Raw genomic sequence first — 20,780 nt, forward strand, 5'->3', positions numbered from 1 at the left:
TACGCATGAATGATCTACCGATCGAAGGTTTCACGACCATCAACGAAAGTGCGGCGATGGTCCTGCTGGTCGACGATCAGGCCATGATCGGCGAAGCGGTGCGCCGTGGCCTCGCCCATGAAGAGAACATCGACTTCCACTTCTGCGCCGACCCGCACCAGGCGGTGGCCCAGGCCATGCGCATCAAGCCCACGGTCATCCTCCAGGACCTGATCATGCCGGGCCTCGATGGCCTGACCCTGGTGCGCGAGTACCGCAACAATCCGACCACCCAGGACATTCCGATCATCGTCCTGTCGACCAAGGAGGACCCGCTGGTCAAAAGTGCGGCCTTCGCCGCCGGGGCCAACGACTACCTGGTCAAGTTGCCGGACACCATCGAGCTGGTGGCGCGTATCCGCTACCACTCGCGCTCCTACCTCACCCTGTTGCAGCGCGACGAGGCCTACCGCGCGCTGCGCGTGAGCCAGCAGCAGTTGCTCGACACCAACCTGATGCTGCAGCGGCTGATGAACTCGGACGGCCTGACCGGGTTGTCCAACCGCCGTCACTTCGACGAGTACCTGGAGCTGGAATGGCGCCGGGCGATTCGCGAGCAGCAGCAGTTGTCGCTGCTGATGATCGACGTCGACTATTTCAAGGCGTTCAACGACAGTTTCGGCCACCTGGCCGGCGACGAGGCCTTGCGCAAGGTGGCCGAGGCCATTCGTGGCTGCTGCTCGCGTCCTACCGACCTGCCGGCGCGTTATGGCGGCGAGGAATTCGCCCTGGTGCTGCCCAACACCTCGCCCGGTGGCGCGCGCCTGGTGGCCGAAAAACTGCGCCAGACCATCATGGGCCTGAAGATCGCCCATACCGTGCCCGAGGCTGCGTCGCACCTGACCGTGAGCATCGGCCTGGCGACCCTGACCCCGAGTGTCGGCAGCCATTGCCGGCAGCTGATCTCGGCGGCGGACAAGGGGCTGTACCTGGCCAAGAACAGTGGGCGCAATCAGGTCGGGATCGCCTGAGTCAGTTCCTGCAGGGGCTCACCCAGGAACTTCCAGCCCCCAACCCGCTCTTATGCCGGTAGCCATTGGTCGCGGCCGCCTGCTAAGCTCGCGGCTTTACCCTGATTGCCCTCATGGCGCATGAACAAGGAAATTACATGAAACAGCATCGTTTGGCGGCCGCGGTTGCCCTGGTAGGCCTGGTCCTCGCCGGTTGCGACGCCCAGACCAGCAGCGTCGAGCTGAAGACCCCAGCACAGAAGGCCTCCTACGGTATCGGCCTGAACATGGGCAAGAGCCTGGCCCAGGAAGGCATGGACGACCTCGACTCGAAGGCCGTCGCCCAAGGCATCGAGGACGCTGTTGGCAAGAAGGAACAGCGCATCAAGGACGAAGAGCTGGTCGAAGCCTTCACTGCCTTGCAGAAGCGCGCCGAAGAGCGCCTGACCAAGGCCAGCGAGGAAGCAGCCGCCGCCGGCAAGAAGTTCCTCGAGGAGAACGGCAAGAAACCTGGCGTGATCACCACCGCCTCGGGCCTGCAGTATGAAGTGGTGAAGAAGGCCGATGGCCCGCAACCCAAGCCGACCGACGTCGTCACCGTCCACTACGAGGGCAAGCTGACCGACGGCAAGGTATTCGACAGCTCCGTCGAGCGCGGCAGCCCGATCGACCTGCCGGTCAGCGGCGTGATCCCGGGTTGGGTCGAAGGCCTGCAACTGATGCATGTCGGCGAGAAGTACAAGCTGTACATCCCGGCCGAACTGGCCTACGGCGCCCAGAGCCCGAGCCCGCTGATTCCGGCCAATTCGGTCCTGGTGTTCGACCTGGAACTGCTGGCTATCAAAGACCCGGCCAAGGCCGGCGAAGCACCGGCCAAGTAACAGCCGTCGTGTTGCATGAAGACGCCCCGTTTCGACGGGGCGTCGTCGTTTTCAGCAGCGCTTGACGCGAACCGTTGGCGTCATTCACTGTCGCAAGCAGTGTCCGGCCTGAATACAGGTGCCTTTGTCGCAAAACGTTTGCGCGCTTGAAACGGTTGTGTAAAAAACGCCCGATTCGTACCCGGCCCTTGCCCGGTGGGCACCACGCGGCATCAATGCCGCCCTGTTCACAAGGTTATCCACAATAAATGTGGATAACCTCCGGCTCCCCTGGAGGCCCCATGAGCGCACCTTGGAATTTCACCCGCTTCCTGCCCCTTGCCGAACGCTTGCTCAGCCGCGGCAGGCTGCCGGCATTGCTGTTCGCAGTGGCGCGCAAAGGGCCGAGGCTGGGCCAGCTGCGCGAGGACCTGCGCCTGATGCAGGCGCTTTGCCTGGCCTGGTGGCGTGGCGAGTACCGCGCTGTCAGCCCCAAGGCACTGGTGACCATCGTCGCCGGGCTGCTCTACTTCGTCAGCCCACTGGATGCCATCCCCGACTGGCTGCTGGGTGTCGGCCTGCTCGATGACATCGCCGTGCTGGGCTGGGTGCTCAAGACCGTGGCTGATGAGCTGGGCCGCTTCAAGGCCTGGCGCGACAGCCAGGCGCCGGAGCGGCTGCGCGTGGTCGAACGGTTGCCGGAAACCCCCGAAGCGCTGCGCCTGGAACGGCCCGGTAGCTGATTCCGCACAGACCCCCGAGGTTGGTAATATAATTGGCATAAGGGTTATGCCTACGGATTACATGCCGTAATCCAACGTCAAGGGGGTTGTATGGGTATTCAGGTCATCAGCCGGGACGGTCAGCCCGAGTACGCAGTGGTTCCCTGGGAGCAGTATCAGGCGTTGCTCGCGGCCGCAGGCCAGGCACCGGCCAGCGCACCCGTCACCGAAAGCAATGTTGCCAACACTCAACCAAGCGCCAGCCTGTCCTCACTGGCTGAGCTGGCGTCCTTGCGTCAGGCCAAGGGGCTGGCGCCGGAGCAGTTGGCACGCAGTGTCGGCATCAGCCCGGCATACCTGGCCATGATCGAGTCCGGGGAGCGCCGCCCCGACGCGGCCATTCTACGCAGCCTGGCGTGGCACTTGGGCGTGGCCGGCTGGAGCGAGCCGTCATGAGCCAGGTCAGGATCAGCCGTCAGCAATGGCAGGGCCTGCTGAGCGAGCTCGACCTGGCCCGCCGGCAACGCCATCTGCTGACCTACCGGGCACTGCTTGAGCGTTTGCAATTGCCCAGCCCGGCCATGCAGACCTTGACCGCGGCCCTTGAGTACCTGGCGGTGCTCGACGCCCGGGCCGAGCAGCCGCTGCGCAGTTCGCTGGTGATCAGCCAAGGCGCCAGCCGCCTGCCACGCACCGGGTTTTTCGAGTGTGTCGAGCGCCTGGGACGGTTTTCCGGGCCGGTGGACGGCATGGAGGCGGCGTCCTGGCATGCCTCGGAAGTGGTGCGGGTGTTCGAGTATCGCTACCCGGAAGAGGCCTGAAACCGGGGGAGAGGGCTACCTGGCGCGGTAGCGGTTGCCGGAGCCTGCCAGGGTTTACTCCAGTACCGTTGTGTCGATCAGGCTCAGGCTCGCCCCGCCGGTTTCCTTGGCCTTTCTTTTCGCCTGTGAGGCGAGCTCGGCCAACTGGCCGGCATCCAGCCCGGCGCAGCTTCCAGACTTGAGCCAGACCACGCCGATCGACAGCGACAGCAGTTCGAAGGTTTCCCGTTGACCCTGACGGTTATGGGCAATAAAGCATCCGGCCTCCAGGTGTTCACCGCGGTAGAAGCGCCGACATTGCCGGGCAAATGCTTCCAGTAGCAGTTCAAGCCGCGCTCGCCAATCTGCCGAGCCCAATACCAGCATGAAATCATCCCCACCGATATGGCCGACGAAATCCCTGCTGGGGTCGACGCAGTCGCTCAGGCACTGCGCCAGGCACAGCAGCACTTCGTCGCCACGGGCATAGCCATAGATATCGTTGAAGGGTTTGAAGTTGTCGATGTCCACGTAGCATACGGCGGCCTCGCGCCGTTGCAGCAGCAGGCGCGCCAGGCACTGCTGGATCGGCACGTTGCCGGGCAGCAGGGTGAGTGGGTTGGCGTGCCTGGCCTGCTGGATCTTCTGTTCGGTGATCAGCTTGAGTACGTCGATCACCCGCCCCAGGCCCAGGTAACGCCCACTCTGGGTGATGATGAAGTCTTCCTCGATACGCTGGCGGGCGCGGCTGGTAAGCAGCCGGCTGACCTGCTGCAGCGACTGGCTGCGCTCGACGGCGAGAAAGTCCTGGCTCATCAACCGGCTGATCGGCTTGCGGGCGAACAGGTCGGTACCAAAAGGCTTGAGCAGGGCGTCGGCAAGTGAATGGCGGTGGACGATGCCACAGGGTTTGCCACGTTCATCCAGCACTGCGAGCGAATTGAGGTTGGCTTGGCGGTGGAACGCCTCGAGCACCTGCTGGATGGGAGTATCGCGCGTGACCGAGGGTTGCAGGATGAGCAGGGCGCTGAGATCGCTGCTGTCCTCGTCCAGCGCCACGGCGGTATCCGGCGCCGGGGGCAGCAGGCCGAGGCTGTCCCCCGGGGGAAACTCCTGGGGGCGCCCCAGCAGGTAGCCCTGGACCAGGTCCACGCCCATGTCACCCAGTATCGCCAGTTCCTCGCCCAACTCGATACCTTCCGCGATCACCTGGGCACGGGAAGCACGGGCAATCTGCAGGATCGAACCGACGAACTCACGCTTGAGCGGGTCCTGGTGGATGCCGTCGATGAAATGGCGGTCGATTTTCACGTAGTCCGGGCGCAGCTCCGACCACAGTCGCAGGCTGGAGTAACCAGCACCCAGGTCATCCAGGGCGATGGAAAAACCCATGTCGCGATAATGGTGCAGGGCGTTGTACAGCAGCTGGAAGTCTTCGGTGGGCGTCTGCTCGGTCAGTTCGATGACCACCCGGCTGGGGGCCAGGCCGACCTGTTCGAGCATTTGCAGGGTGCGCCCGGAAGGGTAGTTGGGTTCTACCAGGGACTCGGGCGAGACGTTGAGAAACAGCTGGCCCGCCAGATTCAGCTCGCTGAAGCGTCGGCAGGCGGTTTCCCTGCACAGCACTTCCAGTTCACCCAGGCGACCGGCCTGGCGGGCGATGGCGAACAGGTTCAGGGGTGAGTGCAAAGGGCTGTTGGAGGGGCCGCGGCTCAGGGCCTCATAGCCGAGGATGCGCCGTTCGGAGAGGCAGACGATGGGTTGGAACAGACAGTGGATGCTGCGTTGAGCCAGGATGGCACTCAATGCGCTGAGCTGTTCGGTGACGGTCATGGACTGCTTCCTGAATTGAAAAGGGCCAAACGCTTGCACGTTCGGCCCTTCCATTTCACGACAGTCCGATGACTGTTTGATGACAGGTCACATTATTTTGCCATCACTTCAGTGCTTGGCCACCGAGGTGCTGAGGCTCAGGTAGTCGAGCAGGATGCGACCGGTCTCGGACAGGTAGGCATCGTCCTCGGGCTTGGTGTCGTCCGGCTCGGCGGGCAGGGCGTCCTCGTCCTCTTTCTTCAGTTCCTTGAGCGGCTCTTCGCCCTTGGCCTTGCGCCGGATGTTCTCCAGCGCCAGCTGCTTGGCTTCGATCTCGTCGTGGCGGGCGCGACGCTGCTGCTCGTTAAGGCTGACGGTCTTCTCGTTCATCAGCTTCTGGGTCAGTGCCAGGCGGTCGCGGATGTAAACGAACTCGGCATCCTTGTCACTGCGCGCTTCATGCTGCGCTTTGAGCTGGGCGAGGAACGGCTTGAACGGATCGGAGGCAGGCTTGACCACTGGACGGATGGTGTCCCACGGCATGGCTTCAGGCAGGGCGCTTTCACCGATTTCCTTGGTGTCGATGATCGACGGGTAGGCGATGTCCGGCAGCACGCCCTGGTGCTGGGTACTCTGCCCGGAGACCCGGTAGAATTTGGCCAGCGTCAGCTTGAGTTCGCCATGGTTGAGCGGCTGGATGGTCTGCACGGTGCCTTTGCCGAAGGTCTGGCCACCGATGATCAGCGCACGGTGGTAGTCCTGCATGGCGCCGGCGAAAATTTCCGAGGCGGACGCCGACAGGCGGTTGACCAGCAGTGCCAGCGGGCCTTTGTAGAAGGCGCCGGGGTTCTCGTCCTCGAGCACGTCGACGCGCCCGTCGCTGTTGCGCACCAGCACGGTCGGGCCCTTCTCGATGAACAGGCTGGTCAGCTCGGTGGCTTCTTGCAGCGAGCCGCCACCGTTGTTGCGCAGGTCGATGACCACGCCGTCGACTTTCTCTTTCTGCAGCTCGGTGAGCAGCTTCTTCACGTCGCGGGTGGTGCTCTTGTAATCCGGATCGCCAGCGCGGTATGCCTTGAAGTCCAGGTAGAAAGCCGGGATCTCGATGATGCCGAGCTTGTAGTCACGGCCATCCTGCTTGAGCTTGAGCACCGACTTCTTCGCCGCCTGCTCCTCGAGCTTGACCGCTTCGCGGGTGATCGAGACGATCTTGCTGGTCTGGTCGTTCGGCGCGTTGCTGGCCGGGATGACCTCCAGGCGCACCACCGAGCCTTTCGGGCCGCGGATCAGCTTGACCACTTCGTCAAGGCGCCAGCCGACCACGTCGACCATTTCCTTGTTGCCCTGGGCGACGCCGATGATCTTGTCGGCCGGCGCCACCTGTTTGGTCTTGGCGGCCGGGCCGGCCGGTACCAGGCGTACGATCTTGACCTGGTCGTTGTCGCTCTGCAGCACCGCGCCGATGCCTTCGAGCGACAGGCTCATGTTGATGTCGAAGTTCTCGGCGTTGTCCGGCGACAAGTAATTGGTATGCGGGTCGTAGGACTGGGCGAAGGTGTTGATGTAGGCCTGGAAGATGTCTTCCGCGCGGGTCTGGTCCAGGCGCGCCAGCTGGTTCTTGTAGCGCTTGGTCAGGGTTTCCTGGATCTGCTTGGGATCCTTGCCGGCAATCTTCTGGCGCAGCACTTCGTCCTTGACGCGCTTGCGCCACAGGTCGTCGAGCTCGGCCTGGTTCTTCATCCACGGGGCGTCCTTGCGGTCGACCAGCAGGTCTTCCTTCACCGTGAAGTCGATCTTGTCGGCACCCTTGGCCAGCTCCGCCAGGGCGAAGTCCAGGCGCGACTTCACGCGGTCCAGGTAACGCTTGTAGATGGTGAAGCCCGGCTCGAGGTTGCCACTTTTCAGGAAGTCGTCGAACTGGGTCTTCCATTTGTCGAATTCGGCGATGTCGGCTGCGGTGAAGTAGCTGCGCGAAGGGTCGAGCAGCTTGATGTAGCTGTCATAGATGATGACCGAACGGGCGTCGTCCAGCGGCGGCTTGCTGTAGTGGTGGCGCTTGAGCAGCTCGACGATGTTGAGGCTGGCGACCACTTCGTCGCGGTCCGGCTGCAGGCTGTCCCACTTGTTGGCGGCGGCCGCATTGCCACCGAGCGTGAGGCTGCCCAGGCCGATCATGAGGGCGAGGGCGGTGCTGGGGAGGAAATGCTTCATGCTGATTCGACGTGGAGGCAATTGATCACGCATAGTAGGCCGTCTTATCCGTTCGCCGGTTCCATCGGAGCCGGACGCATACTGCAAAAAGCCTGGGACTTGGCGTGCCCAGGCTCGGTCATATGATTCAACTATGGAGGCACTGTGAAGGCATTGCAAGGCGTTGACGGACATGTGGCGTGGGTCGAGGCCGAGCGCCCGGCCTGCGATGCCGGGCAGGTACGTATCCGCGTGGCTGCCGCGGGCCTGAACCGCGCCGACCTGCTGCAGCGGGCGGGGCTGTACCCGCCGCCTCCTGGTGCCAGCCCTTATATGGGGCTGGAATGCGCCGGCGTCGTCGAGGAAGTCGGAGCGGGTGCCGATTGGCGTGTGGGCGACCGGGTCTGTGCATTGCTCGCCGGTGGTGGCATGGCCGAGGAGGTGGTGGTCGACGCCCGTCATGTGCTGCCGGTGCCCGAAGGGTTGAGCCTGCAGGAAGCCGCTGCGATTCCCGAGGTGTATGCCACGGCCTGGCTGAACATCTTCCAGCTGGGGGCATTGAAGGCTGGCGAGAAGGTATTGGTGCATGCCGGGGCCAGTGGTGTGGGCTCGGCGGCGATCCAGCTGTGCAAGGCCTTCGGCAACCCGGTGTGGGTCAGCGTCGGCTCGCCGGAGCGGCTGGCCTACTGTGAGTCGCTGGGGGCCGCAGGTGGCGTGGTGCGCAATGGCAACCTCGATGATCTCAAGCAGCTTGGTCCATTCGATGTGATTCTGGACCCGGTGGGCGCCAGTTATGCGCCGCTCAACCTGCAGCTGCTGGCCCGTGACGGGCGTTGGGTGATCATTGGCCTGATGGGCGGACGCAAGGTCGAGCTGGACCTGGCGCTGGTGTTGGGCAAGCGCCTGGAAATCACCGGCTCCACGCTGCGCAACCGTGATGACGGGTTCAAGGCCGAATTGTTGCGCGAATTGCGCCAGCAGGTGTGGCCGTTGTTCGCCGAGGGGCGACTGTCGCCACAGTTGGTCGATACCTATCCGGTCGAATTCGCCGAAGCGGCCTATGCGGAACTGGCAAGCAACCAGGTTTCCGGGAAGCTGGTGCTGGTGATCGATCCAACCCTCGTTTGATGGCGGTTCGTGGGAGCGGGCTTGCGCCGCGATGACGATACAGAGGCTGTCATCTCTTCGCGGTGCAAGCGCGCTCCTGCGCCTGTCCAGGCCTTACTCGTGGTTCGGTGGCACCAGGATCGTGTCCCTGGCCTCAGGCAGCATCCCTGGATAATCCAAGGTGTAATGCAGGCCCCGGCTTTCCTTGCGCTGCATGGCCGAACGGATCATCAACTCGGCCACCTGCGCCAGGTTGCGCAGCTCGATCAGGTCACGGCTGACCTTGTAGTTGCTGTAGAACTCGTCGATTTCGTCCAACAGCATGCGCACCCTGTGCTCGGCCCGTTGCAGGCGCTTGCTGGTGCGCACGATGCCCACATAGTCCCACATGAAGCGCCGCAGTTCGTCCCAGTTGTGCGCGATGATCACGTCCTCGTCCGAATCGGTGACCTGGCTTGCGTCCCAGCAGGGCAGGGCGCGGGGCATGGCGACCTGGTCCAGGCGCGCCTCGATATCGGCGGCGGCGGCGCGGCCATAGACGAAGCATTCGAGCAGCGAGTTGCTGGCCATCCTGTTGGCGCCATGCAGGCCGGTGAAACTGGTTTCGCCGATGGCGTACAGGCCAGGCACGTCGCTGTGGCCGTGCTCGTCGATCATTACCCCGCCACAGGTGTAATGGGCCGCAGGCACCACCGGGATAGGCTGGCGGGTGATGTCGATACCGAAGGTCAGGCAGCGTTCGTAGACCGTCGGGAAATGGCTCTTGATGAAGTCGGCCGGCTTGTGGCTGATATCCAGATAGACGCAGTCCACCCCCAGGCGCTTCATCTCGTGGTCGATGGCGCGGGCGACGATATCCCGTGGCGCCAGCTCTTCACGTGGGTCGAAGCGCGGCATGAAACGCTCGCCGTTGGGCAGGCGCAGCAGGGCGCCCTCACCGCGCAGGGCCTCGGTGATCAGGAAGCTCTTGGCCTGCGGATGGTACAGGCAGGTTGGGTGGAACTGGTTGAACTCCAGGTTGGCCACCCGGCAGCCGGCGCGCCAAGCCATGGCGATGCCGTCGCCGCAAGCACCGTCGGGATTACTGGTATAGAGGTAGACCTTGGCCGCGCCGCCGGTGGCCAGCACGGTGAAACGGGCACCGAAGGTGTCCACCTCGCCGGTGTTGCGGTCCAGGACGTAGGCGCCAAGGCAGCGATCTCCGTCCAGGCCCAGGCGCCGCTCGGTGATCAGGTCGACGGCCACGCGCTGTTCCAGCAACTGGATGTTCGGCCGCTTGCGCGCCTGCTCCAGCAACGTGGTGAAGATAGCGGCACCGGTGGCGTCGGCGGCATGGATGATGCGCCGGTGGCTATGGCCCCCTTCGCGGGTCAGGTGGAACTCGAATCCACCGTCGTCGACGCTGTAGTGTTCGTCGCGGGTAAACGGCACGCCTTGCTCGATCAGCCACTGGATGGCCTCGCGGCTGTGCTCGACGGTGAAGCGCACGGCATCTTCATGGCACAGGCCGCCACCGGCGTTGAGCGTGTCCTCGACATGCGACTGCACGGTATCTGTGTCATCGAGCACCGCGGCGACACCGCCCTGGGCCCAGAAGGTAGAACCGTTGGCCAGGTCGCCCTTGCTCAGCACGGCAATGCGCAGGTGGCCGGGAAGGTTCAGTGCCAGGCTGAGACCGGCGGCACCGCTACCGATCACCAGGACATCATGTTGGAATTGTTGGCTCATGTCGGGACACTAGTAATCTTTGGAGGGGGCACGGCACAATAGTCGGGCGCCGATGGCATTGTGAAACTATCGTGAAACCGGGTCGGGGTGCCTTTATAGCAGCCCCGGGCGCCTGATTTCCAATGGCACTTGCGGGTGGGTGGCGATCTTTGTGGGAACTTTCCGATACCCCTGGAAATCCTATACAGGCTGCCCGTACGCCACAGGTTGCTGCGGCGACGCAAGGCGCCGGCTCTATTCTGGGCTGGCACCTGCGTAACGAAAACTGATTATCGGCGCAGCCGGCCGTGACCGCGTTGCGTCTTCCGTGCGAGCCGACCAAGGGCCGCAGGAAACTTGCTTGGAGGGGAGAACTTTTGCGAAAAGCCCGAGTCTATGGTTGCAAGCCTGAACGATGGCTGTTGCAACGCTCCTTCGAGATCACTGAGGAGTGTTCATGCTAACCCAGGAAGAGGATCAGCAGCTTGTCGAGCGCGTGCAGCGTGGCGACAGGCGAGCGTTCGATCTGTTGGTGCTGAAGTATCAGCACAAGATTCTCGGGTTGATCGTGCGTTTCGTACACGACACCCATGAAGCGCAGGACGTGGCGCAGGAAGCCTTCATCAAGGCATACCGTGCGCTTGGGAATTTTCGCGGTGATAGTGCGTTCTACACCTGGCTGTACCGCATCGCCATCAATACGGCGAAGAACTACCTGGTATCCCGTGGAAGACGGCCACCAGACAGCGATGTGAGCTCCGAGGATGCGGAGTTTTACGACGGCGATCATGGTCTCAAGGATCTCGAGTCCCCAGAGCGCGCGTTGTTGCGGGATGAAATCGAAGGCACTGTCCATCGAACCATTCAGCAACTGCCCGAGGACTTGCGCACGGCACTGACCCTGCGCGAGTTCGACGGACTGAGTTACGAAGACATTGCCAGTGTCATGCAATGTCCGGTGGGTACCGTGCGCTCTCGAATCTTCCGCGCTCGGGAGGCCATAGACAAAGCCCTGCAGCCTTTGTTGCAGGAAACCTGAGACAGCGGCGATAGCCAAGAGAGGAACCGCCATGAGTCGTGAAGCTTTGCAGGAATCGCTGTCCGCGGTGATGGATAACGAAGCGGACGAACTGGAACTGCGTCGCGTGCTGAACGCCGTCGACGATGCCGAAACCCGTGCCACCTGGTCGCGTTACCAGGTTGCCCGTGCAGCCATGCACAAGGAGCTGCTGCTGCCCAAGCTGGACATCGCCTCGGCGGTTTCCGCGGCGCTGGCCGACGAGGCCGTGCCGGCCAAGGTCAAGCAGGGCCCGTGGCGCAGCATTGGCCGCCTGGCCGTGGCCGCTTCGGTGACCGTTGCCGTACTGGCGGGCGTGCGTTTCTACAACCAGGACGAGATCACTGGCGCCCAGCTGGCCGCCCAGCAGCCAGCCCAGCAGGGCCTGAGCATGCCGCAGGTGCAAGGCCCGGCCGTATTGGCAGGCTATAGTGAAGGCAACGAGCAACCGACCGGGCCGATGGCCAACGGTGTGCTGCAGAACCAGGCCGGCTGGGATCAACGCCTGCCAGGCTACCTGCGCCAGCACGCCCAGGAGTCCGCGCTGAAGGGCAACGAAACCGCGCTGCCTTACGCCCGCGCCGCCAGCCTGGAAAACCGCTAAGTAAGGAGGATCATGCGCGCGCTACCTCTCCTGTCGCTGCTGCTTGGCAGCAGCCTGACGGTACAGGCCCTGGCCGCCAACTCTTCGCCCGAGGCGAGCGAGTGGCTCAACAAGCTGGCAAGGGCCGAGCAGCAGAGTTACCAGGGTTCCTTCGTCTACGAACGTAACGGCAGTTTCTCATCCCACGATATCTGGCATCGCGTCCAGGACGGCAAGGTCAGTGAGCGGCTGCTGCAGCTCGACGGCTCGGCCCAGGAAATCGTGCGGGTCGACGGCAAGGTGCAGTGCGTCAGTGGCAACTTGGTCAGTAGCGTGAGCGCCGCGCCGGACACTGCCGCGCGGGTGCTCGATCCCCTGAAACTGATGAGCTGGTATGATCTGAGCGTGGCAGGCAAGTCACGCGTCGCCGGGCGCGACGCGGTGATTGTCTCGCTCACCCCGCGTGACCAGCATCGCTATGCCTTCGAATTGCACCTGGATCGGCGTACCGGCCTGCCTCTACGCTCGTTGATGCTCAACGACAAGGGCCAGTTGCTCGAGCGCTTCCAGATGACCCGCCTGGACACCGACGACGTGCCGACCGACGCCGACCTCAGCGCCGGTGCTGCCTGCAGGCCGGTCGAACAGGTCGCCTCCGGCACCTCCGAAAGCGCTGCCGGGTGGCGTTCCGACTGGTTGCCGCCGGGTTTTGAGCTGGTCAACAGCTCGGTGCGGCGCGACCCCGAGCGCAAGAGTACCGTCAGCAGCCTGATGTATGACGATGGCCTGGCCCGTTTTTCGGTGTTCCTCGAGCCGATCGGCAACGAGCCCGGTATCGACACCCGTGCCCAGCTCGGCCCTACTGTCGCAGTGTCGCGGCGCCTGACCACGCCCAAGGGCAAGGTGATGGTCACGGTGGTCGGCGAGATTCCGCTGGGCACTGCCGAGCGTGTCGCCTTGTCGATGCGGGCCCAGGATGCCCAGGCGCGTCAATGACTGAGCAGTGCCCTGACAGCTCTTGTTACACAGAGCTGACATGAAATTAAGGCATTGTCATTTGCAATCCTGCCGCAAATTTTCTATAGGTCAGGCTTCTCGGAGTCTGGCCTTTCCTGCGTCTGCGGGAACCTTACTGCTAACTACGCTCGTTGTGACGGGAGCCGTATGTCAATACCACGCTTGAAAACCTACCTATCGATGTTCGCTGCCGTGCTGATGCTCGGCCAGGTGCTCAGTGCCCAGGCCGAGGAGTCCCTGCCGGACTTCACCACCCTGGTCGAGCAGGCCTCGCCGGCGGTGGTCAACATCAGTACCAAGCAGAAGCTGCCGGACCGCCGTGTCGCCGCCGGGCAGATGCCCGACCTGGAAGGCCTGCCGCCGATGTTCCGCGAGTTCTTCGAGCGCAACATGCCGCAGCAGCCGCGTTCGCCGCGCGGTGATCGCCAGCGTGAGGCGCAGTCGCTGGGGTCGGGCTTCATCATTTCCAGTGACGGCTACGTGCTGACCAACAACCATGTGGTGGCCGACGCTGACGAGATCATCGTCCGCCTGTCCGACCGCAGCGAGCTGCAGGCCAAGCTGGTGGGTACCGACCCACGCACCGACGTGGCGTTGCTCAAGGTCGACGGCAAGAACCTGCCGACCGTCAAACTGGGCGATTCGGAAAAGCTCAAGGTCGGTGAATGGGTGCTGGCCATCGGTTCGCCGTTCGGCTTCGACCACTCGGTGACCAAGGGTATCGTCAGCGCCAAGGGCCGCACGCTGCCCAACGATACCTATGTGCCGTTCATCCAGACCGACGTGGCGATCAACCCGGGCAACTCCGGTGGGCCGCTGTTCAACATGAAAGGCGAGGTGGTGGGCATCAACTCGCAGATCTTCACCCGTTCCGGCGGCTTCATGGGCCTGTCGTTCGCCATCCCGATCGACGTGGCGATCGATGTATCGAACCAGTTGAAGAAAGACGGCAAGGTCAGCCGCGGCTGGCTGGGCGTGGTGATCCAGGAGGTCAACAAGGACCTGGCCGAGTCGTTCGGCCTGGACAAGCCGGCCGGTGCCCTGGTGGCCCAGGTCCTGGAAAACGGCCCGGCAGCCAAGGGCGGCCTGCAGGTGGGCGACGTGATCCTGAGCATGAATGGCCAGCCGATCGTCATGTCCGCCGACCTGCCGCACCTGGTGGGCAGCCTGAAGGATGGCGAGAAAGCCAAGCTTGAGATCATCCGCAATGGCAAGCGCCAGAACCTGGATGTGACCATCGGCGCATTGCCCGAGGATGACGCCGACATCGGCATGGGTGCGGGTGCCGATGGCAGCGCCGAGCGCAGCAGCAACCGTCTGGGCGTATCTGTCGCCGACCTCAGTGCCGAGCAGAAAAAGTCGCTCGAACTCAAGGGCGGGGTGGTCATCAAGGAAGTCCAGGATGGCCCGGCGGCCATGATCGGCCTGCGTCCGGGCGATGTGATCAGCCACCTGAACAACCAGGCCATTGCCTCGGCCAAGCAGTTCACCGAGATCGCCAAGGAACTGCCGAAGAACCGTTCGGTGTCCATGCGCGTGCTGCGCCAGGGGCGTGCCAGCTTCATCACCTTCAAACTGGCTGAATAAGCGGATTGCAAGGTAGGAAAGGGCAGCCTCGGCTGCCCTTTTTCTTGAGCAAGCAGGAGTAAAGGTCCTGCGTGGGAGCGGGCTTGCCCCGCGATATTGTCAGATCAGGCAACAATTTCAACTGATCGGACGCCATCGCGGGGTAAGACCGCTCCCACGCTAACCGATAGGCAGGTGACAAGGGTTCTCCCATATCCCTGCGGCTTGAGGTACAATTCCCGGCTATTTTTCGGCGGGCGTCCGGCTCGCAGCCTTTTCGAGTGTTGACCTGTGAGTGATTTGAGTCATATCCGCAATTTCTCCATCATCGCCCACATCGACCATGGCAAGTCGACGCTGGCCGACCGTTTCATCCAGATGTGCGGTGGCCTGTCGGCGCGCGAAATGGAAGCCCAGGTCCTCGATTCCATGGACTTGGAGCGCGAACGCGGTATCACCATCAAGGCCCACAGCGTCACGCTGCACTACAAGGCGCAGGATGGTAAAACCTACCAGCTGAACTTCATCGACACCCCCGGCCACGTTGACTTCACCTATGAAGTCTCGCGCTCGCTGGCGGCGTGCGAGGGCGCGCTGCTGGTGGTCGATGCCGGCCAGGGCGTCGAGGCGCAATCGGTGGCCAACTGCTACACCGCCATCGAGCAGGGCCTGGAAGTCATGCCCGTGCTGAACAAGATGGACCTGCCCCAGGCTGACCCGGACCGCGTCAAGGACGAGATCGAGAAGATCATCGGCATCGACGCCACCGACGCCGTGGCTTGCAGTGCCAAGAGCGGCATGGGCGTCGACGAGGTGCTCGAGCGCCTGGTACATACCATCCCCGCTCCGACCGGTGAGATCGACGCCCCGCTGCAGGCGCTGATCATCGACTCCTGGTTCGACAACTACCTGGGCGTGGTCTCGCTGGTGCGTGTGCGCCAGGGCCGCGTCAAGAAAGGCGACAAGATCCTGGTCAAGTCCACCGGCAAGGTGCATCTGGTCGACAGCGTTGGTGTGTTCACCCCGAAACACACCCAGACCGCTGATCTGAAAGCCGGTGAAGTGGGCTTCATCATTGCCAGCATCAAGGACATCCATGGTGCGCCGGTGGGCGACACCCTGACCCTGTCCAGCACCCCGGAAGTCGAAATGCTGGCGGGCTTCAAGAAGATCCAGCCGCAGGTTTACGCGGGCCTGTTCCCGGTCAGTTCCGACGACTTCGAGGACTTCCGCGACGCCCTGCAGAAGCTGACCCTGAACGACTCGTCGCTGCAATACATGCCGGAAAGCTCCGACGCCCTGGGCTTCGGCTTCCGTTGCGGCTTCCTCGGCATGCTGCACATGGAGATCATCCAGGAGCGCCTGGAGCGCGAATACGACCTGGACCTGATCACCACCGCGCCAAGCGTGATCTACGAGCTCGAGCTCAAGACCGGTGAGACCATCGTCGTCGACAACCCATCGAAGCTGCCGGACGTCTCGTCCGTCACCGACTTCCGCGAGCCGATCGTCACCGCGACCATCCTCGTGCCGCAGGAGCACCTGGGCAACGTCATCACCCTGTGCATCGAGAAGCGTGGCGTGCAGCGCGACATGCAGTTCCTCGGCAGCCAGGTGCAGGTGCGCTACGACATGCCGATGAACGAAGTGGTCCTGGACTTCTTCGACCGGCTCAAGTCCACCAGTCGCGGCTACGCGTCGCTGGACTACCATTTCGACCGCTACCAGTCGGCCAACCTGGTCAAGCTGGACGTGCTGATCAACGGCGACAAGGTCGATGCCCTGGCCCTGATCGTGCACCGCGACAACGCCGCCTACAAAGGCCGTGCGTTGACCGAAAAGATGAAGGAACTGATCCCTAGGCAGATGTTCGACGTGGCGATCCAGGCAGCTATCGGCGGCCAGATCATTGCGCGGACAACCGTCAAGGCGCTCAGAAAGAACGTACTGGCCAAGTGCTACGGTGGCGACGTCAGCCGTAAGAAGAAGCTGCTGGAGAAGCAGAAGGCCGGTAAGAAACGCATGAAGCAGGTAGGTAACGTGGAGATTCCACAGGAAGCCTTCCTCGCTGTGCTCAGGTTGGATAGCTAGGTCCTATGTCGCTAAATTTCCCGCTGTTGCTCGTCATCGCCGTCGCTGTCTGCGGTCTGTTGGGTCTGATCGACCTGCTGTTCCTGGCCCCGCGCCGGCGGGCGGCGATCGCCAACTACCAGGGCAGCGTCAGCCAGCCTGAAATGGCCGTGGTCGAACGCCTGAACAAGGAACCCTTGCTGGTTGAATACGGCAAGTCGTTCTTCCCGGTGCTGTTCATCGTGCTGGTGCTGCGTTCGTTCCTGGTCGAGCCGTTCCAGATCCCTTCGGGGTCGATGAAGCCGACGCTGGAAGTGGGCGACTTCATCCTGGTGAACAAGTTCTCCTACGGCATTCGCCTGCCGGTGATCGACAAGAAGGTCATCGAGGTGGGTGATCCGCAGCGCGGGGATGTGATGGTGTTCCGCTACCCGAGCGACCCCAACGTCAACTACATCAAGCGTGTGGTCGGCCTGCCGGGCGACGTGATCCGCTACACCGCCGACAAGCGGCTGTTCGTCAATGGCCAGGCGATTGCCGAGCAGTTGGTCGGCAGCGAGCCGGGCACCCTGGGCAGCGCCGAGCTGTACAAGGAAAAGCTCGGTGAAGCCGAGCACCTGATCCGCAAGGAAATGACCCGCTATCGCATGCCGCCGGACCAGCAGTGGACCGTGCCGTCCGGTCACTACTTCATGATGGGTGACAACCGCGACAACTCCAACGACAGCCGCTTCTGGGATGATCCGAACATTCCCAAGGAACTGCATGGCATGGTTCCGGACCGGAATATCGTCGGCAAGGCCTTTGCGGTCTGGATGAGCTGGCCAGAGCCGAAACTCAGCCACTTCCCGAACCTGTCGCGGGTCGGGCTGATCCATTGAGTAACGACGGCGCTGTCCACGGACGGCGCCGATTGCATTTCTGACATAGGCTGTGTTCTCAGGGAGCGAGGCTTTCGCCGTTTCCGGCGTCTGACCACAGTCAAACCGTCTTTCAGGATGTTGATTTGAACAACGCGTTGAACATTGCCGGGGTCGCCCCATGAGTGGTTCCCTTGCACGCCTGGAGCGCAAGCTCGGCTATACCTTCAAGAATCAGGACCAGATGCTGCTGGCCCTGACCCATCGCAGCTACGCCGGGCGCAATAACGAGCGCCTGGAGTTCCTGGGTGATGCCATCCTCAACTTCGTGGTCGGCGAGGCGCTGTTCGAGCGCTTCCCGCAGGCGCGTGAAGGCCAGTTGTCGCGTCTTCGCGCCCGCCTGGTCAAGGGCGAGACCCTGGCGCGGCTGGCCCGCGGCTTCGACCTGGGCGAATACCTGCGCCTGGGTTCGGGTGAGCTGAAAAGCGGTGGCTTCCGTCGCGAGTCGATTCTTGCCGACGCTCTCGAGGCCCTCATCGGTGCGATCTACCAGGACGCCGACATGCAGACCGCACGCGAGCGAATCCTCGCCTGGCTGACCGACGAGTTCGATGGCCTGACCCTGGTCGACACCAACAAGGACCCCAAGACGCGCTTGCAGGAGTTCCTGCAGTCGCGTGCCTGCGAGTTGCCACGTTACGAAGTGGTGGATATCCAGGGCGAACCGCACTGCCGGACCTTCTTCGTCGAATGTGAAGTGGTCCTGCTGAACAAGAAAAGCCGCGGCCAGGGCGTGAGCCGGCGTATCGCCGAGCAGGTCGCCGCCGCCGCCGCATTGATCGCCCTGGGCGTGGAGAATGGCAATGACTGAGAACACTTCGACCCGCTGCGGCTATGTGGCCATCGTCGGTCGCCCCAACGTGGGCAAGTCCACGCTGCTCAACCACATCCTCGGCCAGAAGCTGGCGATCACCTCGCGCAAGCCGCAGACCACCCGCCACAACATGCTCGGCATCAAGACCGAGGGTGACGTGCAGGCGATCTACGTCGACACCCCCGGCATGCACAAGGCCAACGACAAGGCGCTGAACCGCTACATGAACCGCAACGCCTCGGCAGCCTTGAAGGACGTCGACGTGGTGATCTTCGTGGTCGACCGCACCAAGTGGACCGACGAGGACCAGTTGGTGCTGGAGCGCGTGCAGTACGTGACCGGCCCGCTGATCATCGCGGTCAACAAAACCGACCGCATGGAAGAGAAGGCCGAGCTGATCCCGCACCTGCAGTGGCTGCAAGAGCAGCTGCCGAACGCCGAAGTGATGCCGATTTCCGCGCAGCAGGGGCACAACCTCGAAGCGCTGGAAGCACAGATCGCCAAGCACCTGCCCGAGAACGATCACTTCTTCCCCGAAGACCAGATCACCGACCGTAGCAGCCGCTTCCTGGCCGCCGAGCTGGTGCGCGAGAAGATCATGCGTCAGCTCGGTGCGGAGCTGCCGTACCAGATCACCGTGGAGATCGAGGAATTCAAGCAGCAGGGCCATGTGCTGCACATCCATGCGCTGATCCTGGTTGAGCGCGACGGCCAGAAGAAGATCATCATTGGCGACAAGGGCGAGCGCATCAAGCGCATCGGCTCCGAGGCGCGCAAGGACATGGAAGTACTGTTCGACTCCAAGGTCATGCTCAACCTGTGGGTCAAGGTGAAGGGCGGCTGGTCCGACGACGAGCGCGCCCTGCGTTCGCTGGGTTACGGCGACCTGTAAACCCTTCGGCGGCACTGCCTCTGCTCCTGTGGGAGCGGCGATGCGGCGGCCCGACTTGCCTCGCGGTGGTGAACGCGGGGCAAGTCGGGCTCCTCAACGCCGCTCCCACAGTCATGTCCGATATCGAGTGGTCTGTGATGGAACAACCCACCCCCCAGCCGGCCTACGTGCTGCACAGCCGCGCCTACAAGGAAACCAGTGCGCTGGTGGACTTTCTTACCCCGCAAGGCAAGGTACGCGCCGTGCTGCGCCGGGCGCGGGGCAAGGGCGGTAGCCTGGTGCGGCCGTTCGTGCCGCTGGAGGTGGAGCTGCGCGGGCGCGGCGAGTTGAAGAACGTCGGCCGTCTGGATGCCGTCGGTATTTCAGCCTGGTTGCACGGTGACGCGCTGTTCAGCGGGTTGTACCTCAACGAACTGCTGATGCGCCTGCTGCCCGCCGAGGCGCCGCATCCGGCGCTGTTCGAGCACTACACCCTGACCTTGCAGGCCCTGGCCGCCGGGCGTGCGCTGGAGCCGCTGTTGCGCTCCTTCGAATGGCGCCTGCTGGATGAGCTGGGTTATGCCTTCACCCTGGACCATGACGTCAACGACAGCCCTGTGGTCGCCGAAGGCCTTTATCGCCTGCAGGTGGATGCGGGCCTTGAGCGGGTCGAACTGTTCCAGCCCGGTTTGTTCAAGGGCGGCGAACTGCTGGCCCTGGCCCAGGCCGACTGGGAGGCGCCTGGCGCCTTGCTTGCCGCCAAGCGCTTGATGCGCCAGGCACTGGCGGTCCACTTGGGGCCTAAGCCATTGGTCAGCCGGGAACTGTTTCGCAAGCGCTGAGCACGACGTATGCTGTGGCCCTCAACTTTCAGGAGTGCCCCTTCGTGACTCACAGCAACCGCATGCTTCTCGGCGTCAACATCGACCACGTGGCGACCCTGCGCCAGGCCCGGGGCACCCGCTATCCAGACCCGGTCAAGGCCGCCCTGGACGCCGAGGAAGCGGGTGCCGACGGCATCACCGTGCACCTGCGCGAAGACCGCCGGCACATTCAGGAGCGCGACGTGCTGCTGCTCAAGGACGTGCTGCAGACCCGCATGAACTTCGAGATGGGCGTCACCGAAGAGATGATGGCCTTCGCCGAGAAGATCCGCCCGGCGCATATCTGCCTGGTGCCGGAAACCCGCCAGGAACTGACCACCGAAGGCGGCCTCGATGTCGCCGGCCAAGAGGCGCGGATCAAGGCGGCTATCGAACGCCTGTCGCGCACCGGTGCCGAGGTGTCGCTGTTCATTGATGCCGACGAGCGGCAGATCCAGGCCTCGCGCCGTGTCGGCGCGCCGGCCATCGAGTTGCACACCGGCCGTTACGCTGATGCCGAGACACCGACCGAAGTGGCAGAGGAACTCAAGCGCATCGTCGATGGCGTGGCGTTTGGTGTTGGCCAGGGCCTGATCGTCAATGCCGGTCATGGCCTGCATTACCACAACGTTGAGGCGGTGGCCGCGATCAAGGGCATCAACGAGCTGAACATCGGCCATGCGCTGGTGGCCCATGCGCTGTTCGTCGGCTTCAAGGCCGCGGTGGCCGAGATGAAAGCGCTGATCGTCACCGCTTCGCGCTGAGTCAATCGCGAGGTAAGTCCCTCCCACAGGCTTGCTGGAGCTTCTGTGGGAGCGGGCTTGCCCCGCGT

At 63.3% G+C, this 20,780-nt stretch carries 19 protein-coding genes; 16 read left to right on the forward strand and 3 right to left on the reverse strand.

What is annotated here, in order from left to right:
* The first annotated feature begins 5 nt into the window (after positions 1-5).
* The 5 genes from ACVWY1_RS07060 to ACVWY1_RS07080 all read left to right on the forward strand — a co-directional run bounded on the left by ACVWY1_RS07060 (position 6) and on the right by ACVWY1_RS07080 (position 3,392).
* Positions 6-1,010, forward strand: coding sequence for a response regulator (locus ACVWY1_RS07060; RefSeq protein WP_102681604.1), 1,005 nt, complete (start codon positions 6-8; stop codon positions 1,008-1,010).
* Between the two features lie 137 nt (positions 1,011-1,147).
* Positions 1,148-1,870: an FKBP-type peptidyl-prolyl cis-trans isomerase gene (locus ACVWY1_RS07065; RefSeq protein WP_038705560.1), complete on the forward strand. Its 723-nt coding sequence runs from the start codon at positions 1,148-1,150 to the stop codon at positions 1,868-1,870.
* A gap of 281 nt (positions 1,871-2,151) precedes the next feature.
* Complete coding sequence (locus ACVWY1_RS07070) at positions 2,152-2,592, forward strand: YkvA family protein (protein ID WP_102681605.1); 441 nt, start codon at positions 2,152-2,154, stop codon at positions 2,590-2,592.
* 90 nt (positions 2,593-2,682) lie between these two features.
* On the forward strand, positions 2,683-3,027 hold the full coding sequence (locus ACVWY1_RS07075) for a helix-turn-helix domain-containing protein (protein WP_102681606.1): 345 nt from the start codon (positions 2,683-2,685) through the stop codon (positions 3,025-3,027).
* The gene (locus ACVWY1_RS07080) at positions 3,024-3,392 is read left to right on the forward strand and encodes a hypothetical protein (RefSeq protein ID WP_023629774.1); all 369 of its coding nucleotides are present in this window, start codon (positions 3,024-3,026) and stop codon (positions 3,390-3,392) included. Before ACVWY1_RS07075 ends, ACVWY1_RS07080 begins: the two co-directional genes overlap by 4 nt.
* A gap of 54 nt (positions 3,393-3,446) precedes the next feature.
* Here ACVWY1_RS07080 and ACVWY1_RS07085 read toward each other — a convergent pair whose 3' ends face one another.
* Together ACVWY1_RS07085 and ACVWY1_RS07090 are read right to left on the reverse strand one after the other, a co-directional pair.
* Positions 3,447-5,204, reverse strand: coding sequence for a bifunctional diguanylate cyclase/phosphodiesterase (locus tag ACVWY1_RS07085; RefSeq protein ID WP_457378019.1), 1,758 nt, complete (start codon positions 5,202-5,204; stop codon positions 3,447-3,449).
* Positions 5,205-5,312: 108 nt separating this feature from the next.
* Entirely contained in the window at positions 5,313-7,394 is a 2,082-nt protein-coding gene (locus ACVWY1_RS07090) for a carboxy terminal-processing peptidase (RefSeq protein WP_172670906.1), read from the reverse strand.
* A 144-nt stretch (positions 7,395-7,538) separates the two neighbouring features.
* Here ACVWY1_RS07090 and ACVWY1_RS07095 point away from each other — a divergent pair, with 144 nt between their 5' ends.
* On the forward strand, positions 7,539-8,501 hold the full coding sequence (locus ACVWY1_RS07095) for an NAD(P)H-quinone oxidoreductase (protein ID WP_102681608.1): 963 nt from the start codon (positions 7,539-7,541) through the stop codon (positions 8,499-8,501).
* Positions 8,502-8,594: 93 nt separating this feature from the next.
* Here the strand turns inward: ACVWY1_RS07095 and nadB are convergent, their stop codons facing one another.
* The gene (gene nadB, locus ACVWY1_RS07100; RefSeq protein WP_046856844.1) at positions 8,595-10,208 is read right to left on the reverse strand and encodes an L-aspartate oxidase; all 1,614 of its coding nucleotides are present in this window, start codon (positions 10,206-10,208) and stop codon (positions 8,595-8,597) included.
* A gap of 436 nt (positions 10,209-10,644) precedes the next feature.
* On the opposite strand from nadB, the gene rpoE reads away from it, so the two are divergent.
* The 10 genes from rpoE (at position 10,645) to pdxJ (ending at position 20,712) form a co-directional block, all read left to right on the forward strand.
* Positions 10,645-11,226 carry an RNA polymerase sigma factor RpoE gene (rpoE, locus tag ACVWY1_RS07105; protein ID WP_010220971.1) on the forward strand — a complete coding sequence of 194 codons (582 nt, stop codon included), beginning with the start codon at positions 10,645-10,647 and terminating at the stop codon, positions 11,224-11,226.
* Between the two features lie 31 nt (positions 11,227-11,257).
* Positions 11,258-11,848, forward strand: coding sequence for a sigma-E factor negative regulatory protein (locus ACVWY1_RS07110; RefSeq protein ID WP_102681609.1), 591 nt, complete (start codon positions 11,258-11,260; stop codon positions 11,846-11,848).
* A 12-nt stretch (positions 11,849-11,860) separates the two neighbouring features.
* Positions 11,861-12,823, forward strand: coding sequence for a MucB/RseB C-terminal domain-containing protein (locus ACVWY1_RS07115; RefSeq protein ID WP_457378020.1), 963 nt, complete (start codon positions 11,861-11,863; stop codon positions 12,821-12,823).
* A 201-nt stretch (positions 12,824-13,024) separates the two neighbouring features.
* On the forward strand, positions 13,025-14,431 hold the full coding sequence (locus ACVWY1_RS07120) for a DegQ family serine endoprotease (protein WP_371918089.1): 1,407 nt from the start codon (positions 13,025-13,027) through the stop codon (positions 14,429-14,431).
* 270 nt (positions 14,432-14,701) lie between these two features.
* Positions 14,702-16,501 (forward strand): translation elongation factor 4, encoded by a 1,800-nt coding sequence (lepA, locus tag ACVWY1_RS07125; RefSeq protein WP_038705563.1) that lies wholly within the window; start codon positions 14,702-14,704, stop codon positions 16,499-16,501.
* A 5-nt stretch (positions 16,502-16,506) separates the two neighbouring features.
* Complete coding sequence (gene lepB / locus ACVWY1_RS07130; protein WP_110697764.1) at positions 16,507-17,361, forward strand: signal peptidase I; 855 nt, start codon at positions 16,507-16,509, stop codon at positions 17,359-17,361.
* Positions 17,362-17,521: 160 nt separating this feature from the next.
* Positions 17,522-18,211: a ribonuclease III gene (gene rnc / locus ACVWY1_RS07135; RefSeq protein ID WP_023630413.1), complete on the forward strand. Its 690-nt coding sequence runs from the start codon at positions 17,522-17,524 to the stop codon at positions 18,209-18,211.
* Positions 18,204-19,106, forward strand: a complete 903-nt coding sequence (era, locus tag ACVWY1_RS07140) for a GTPase Era (RefSeq protein WP_031315023.1) — start codon at positions 18,204-18,206, stop codon at positions 19,104-19,106. Before rnc ends, era begins: the two co-directional genes overlap by 8 nt.
* A gap of 137 nt (positions 19,107-19,243) precedes the next feature.
* Complete coding sequence (gene recO / locus ACVWY1_RS07145) at positions 19,244-19,927, forward strand: DNA repair protein RecO (protein ID WP_102681613.1); 684 nt, start codon at positions 19,244-19,246, stop codon at positions 19,925-19,927.
* A 62-nt stretch (positions 19,928-19,989) separates the two neighbouring features.
* Positions 19,990-20,712: a pyridoxine 5'-phosphate synthase gene (gene pdxJ, locus ACVWY1_RS07150; RefSeq protein WP_457378041.1), complete on the forward strand. Its 723-nt coding sequence runs from the start codon at positions 19,990-19,992 to the stop codon at positions 20,710-20,712.
* Positions 20,713-20,780 lie beyond the last annotated feature (68 nt).

It is taken from the genome of Pseudomonas sp. TE6288 (assembly GCF_054062095.1).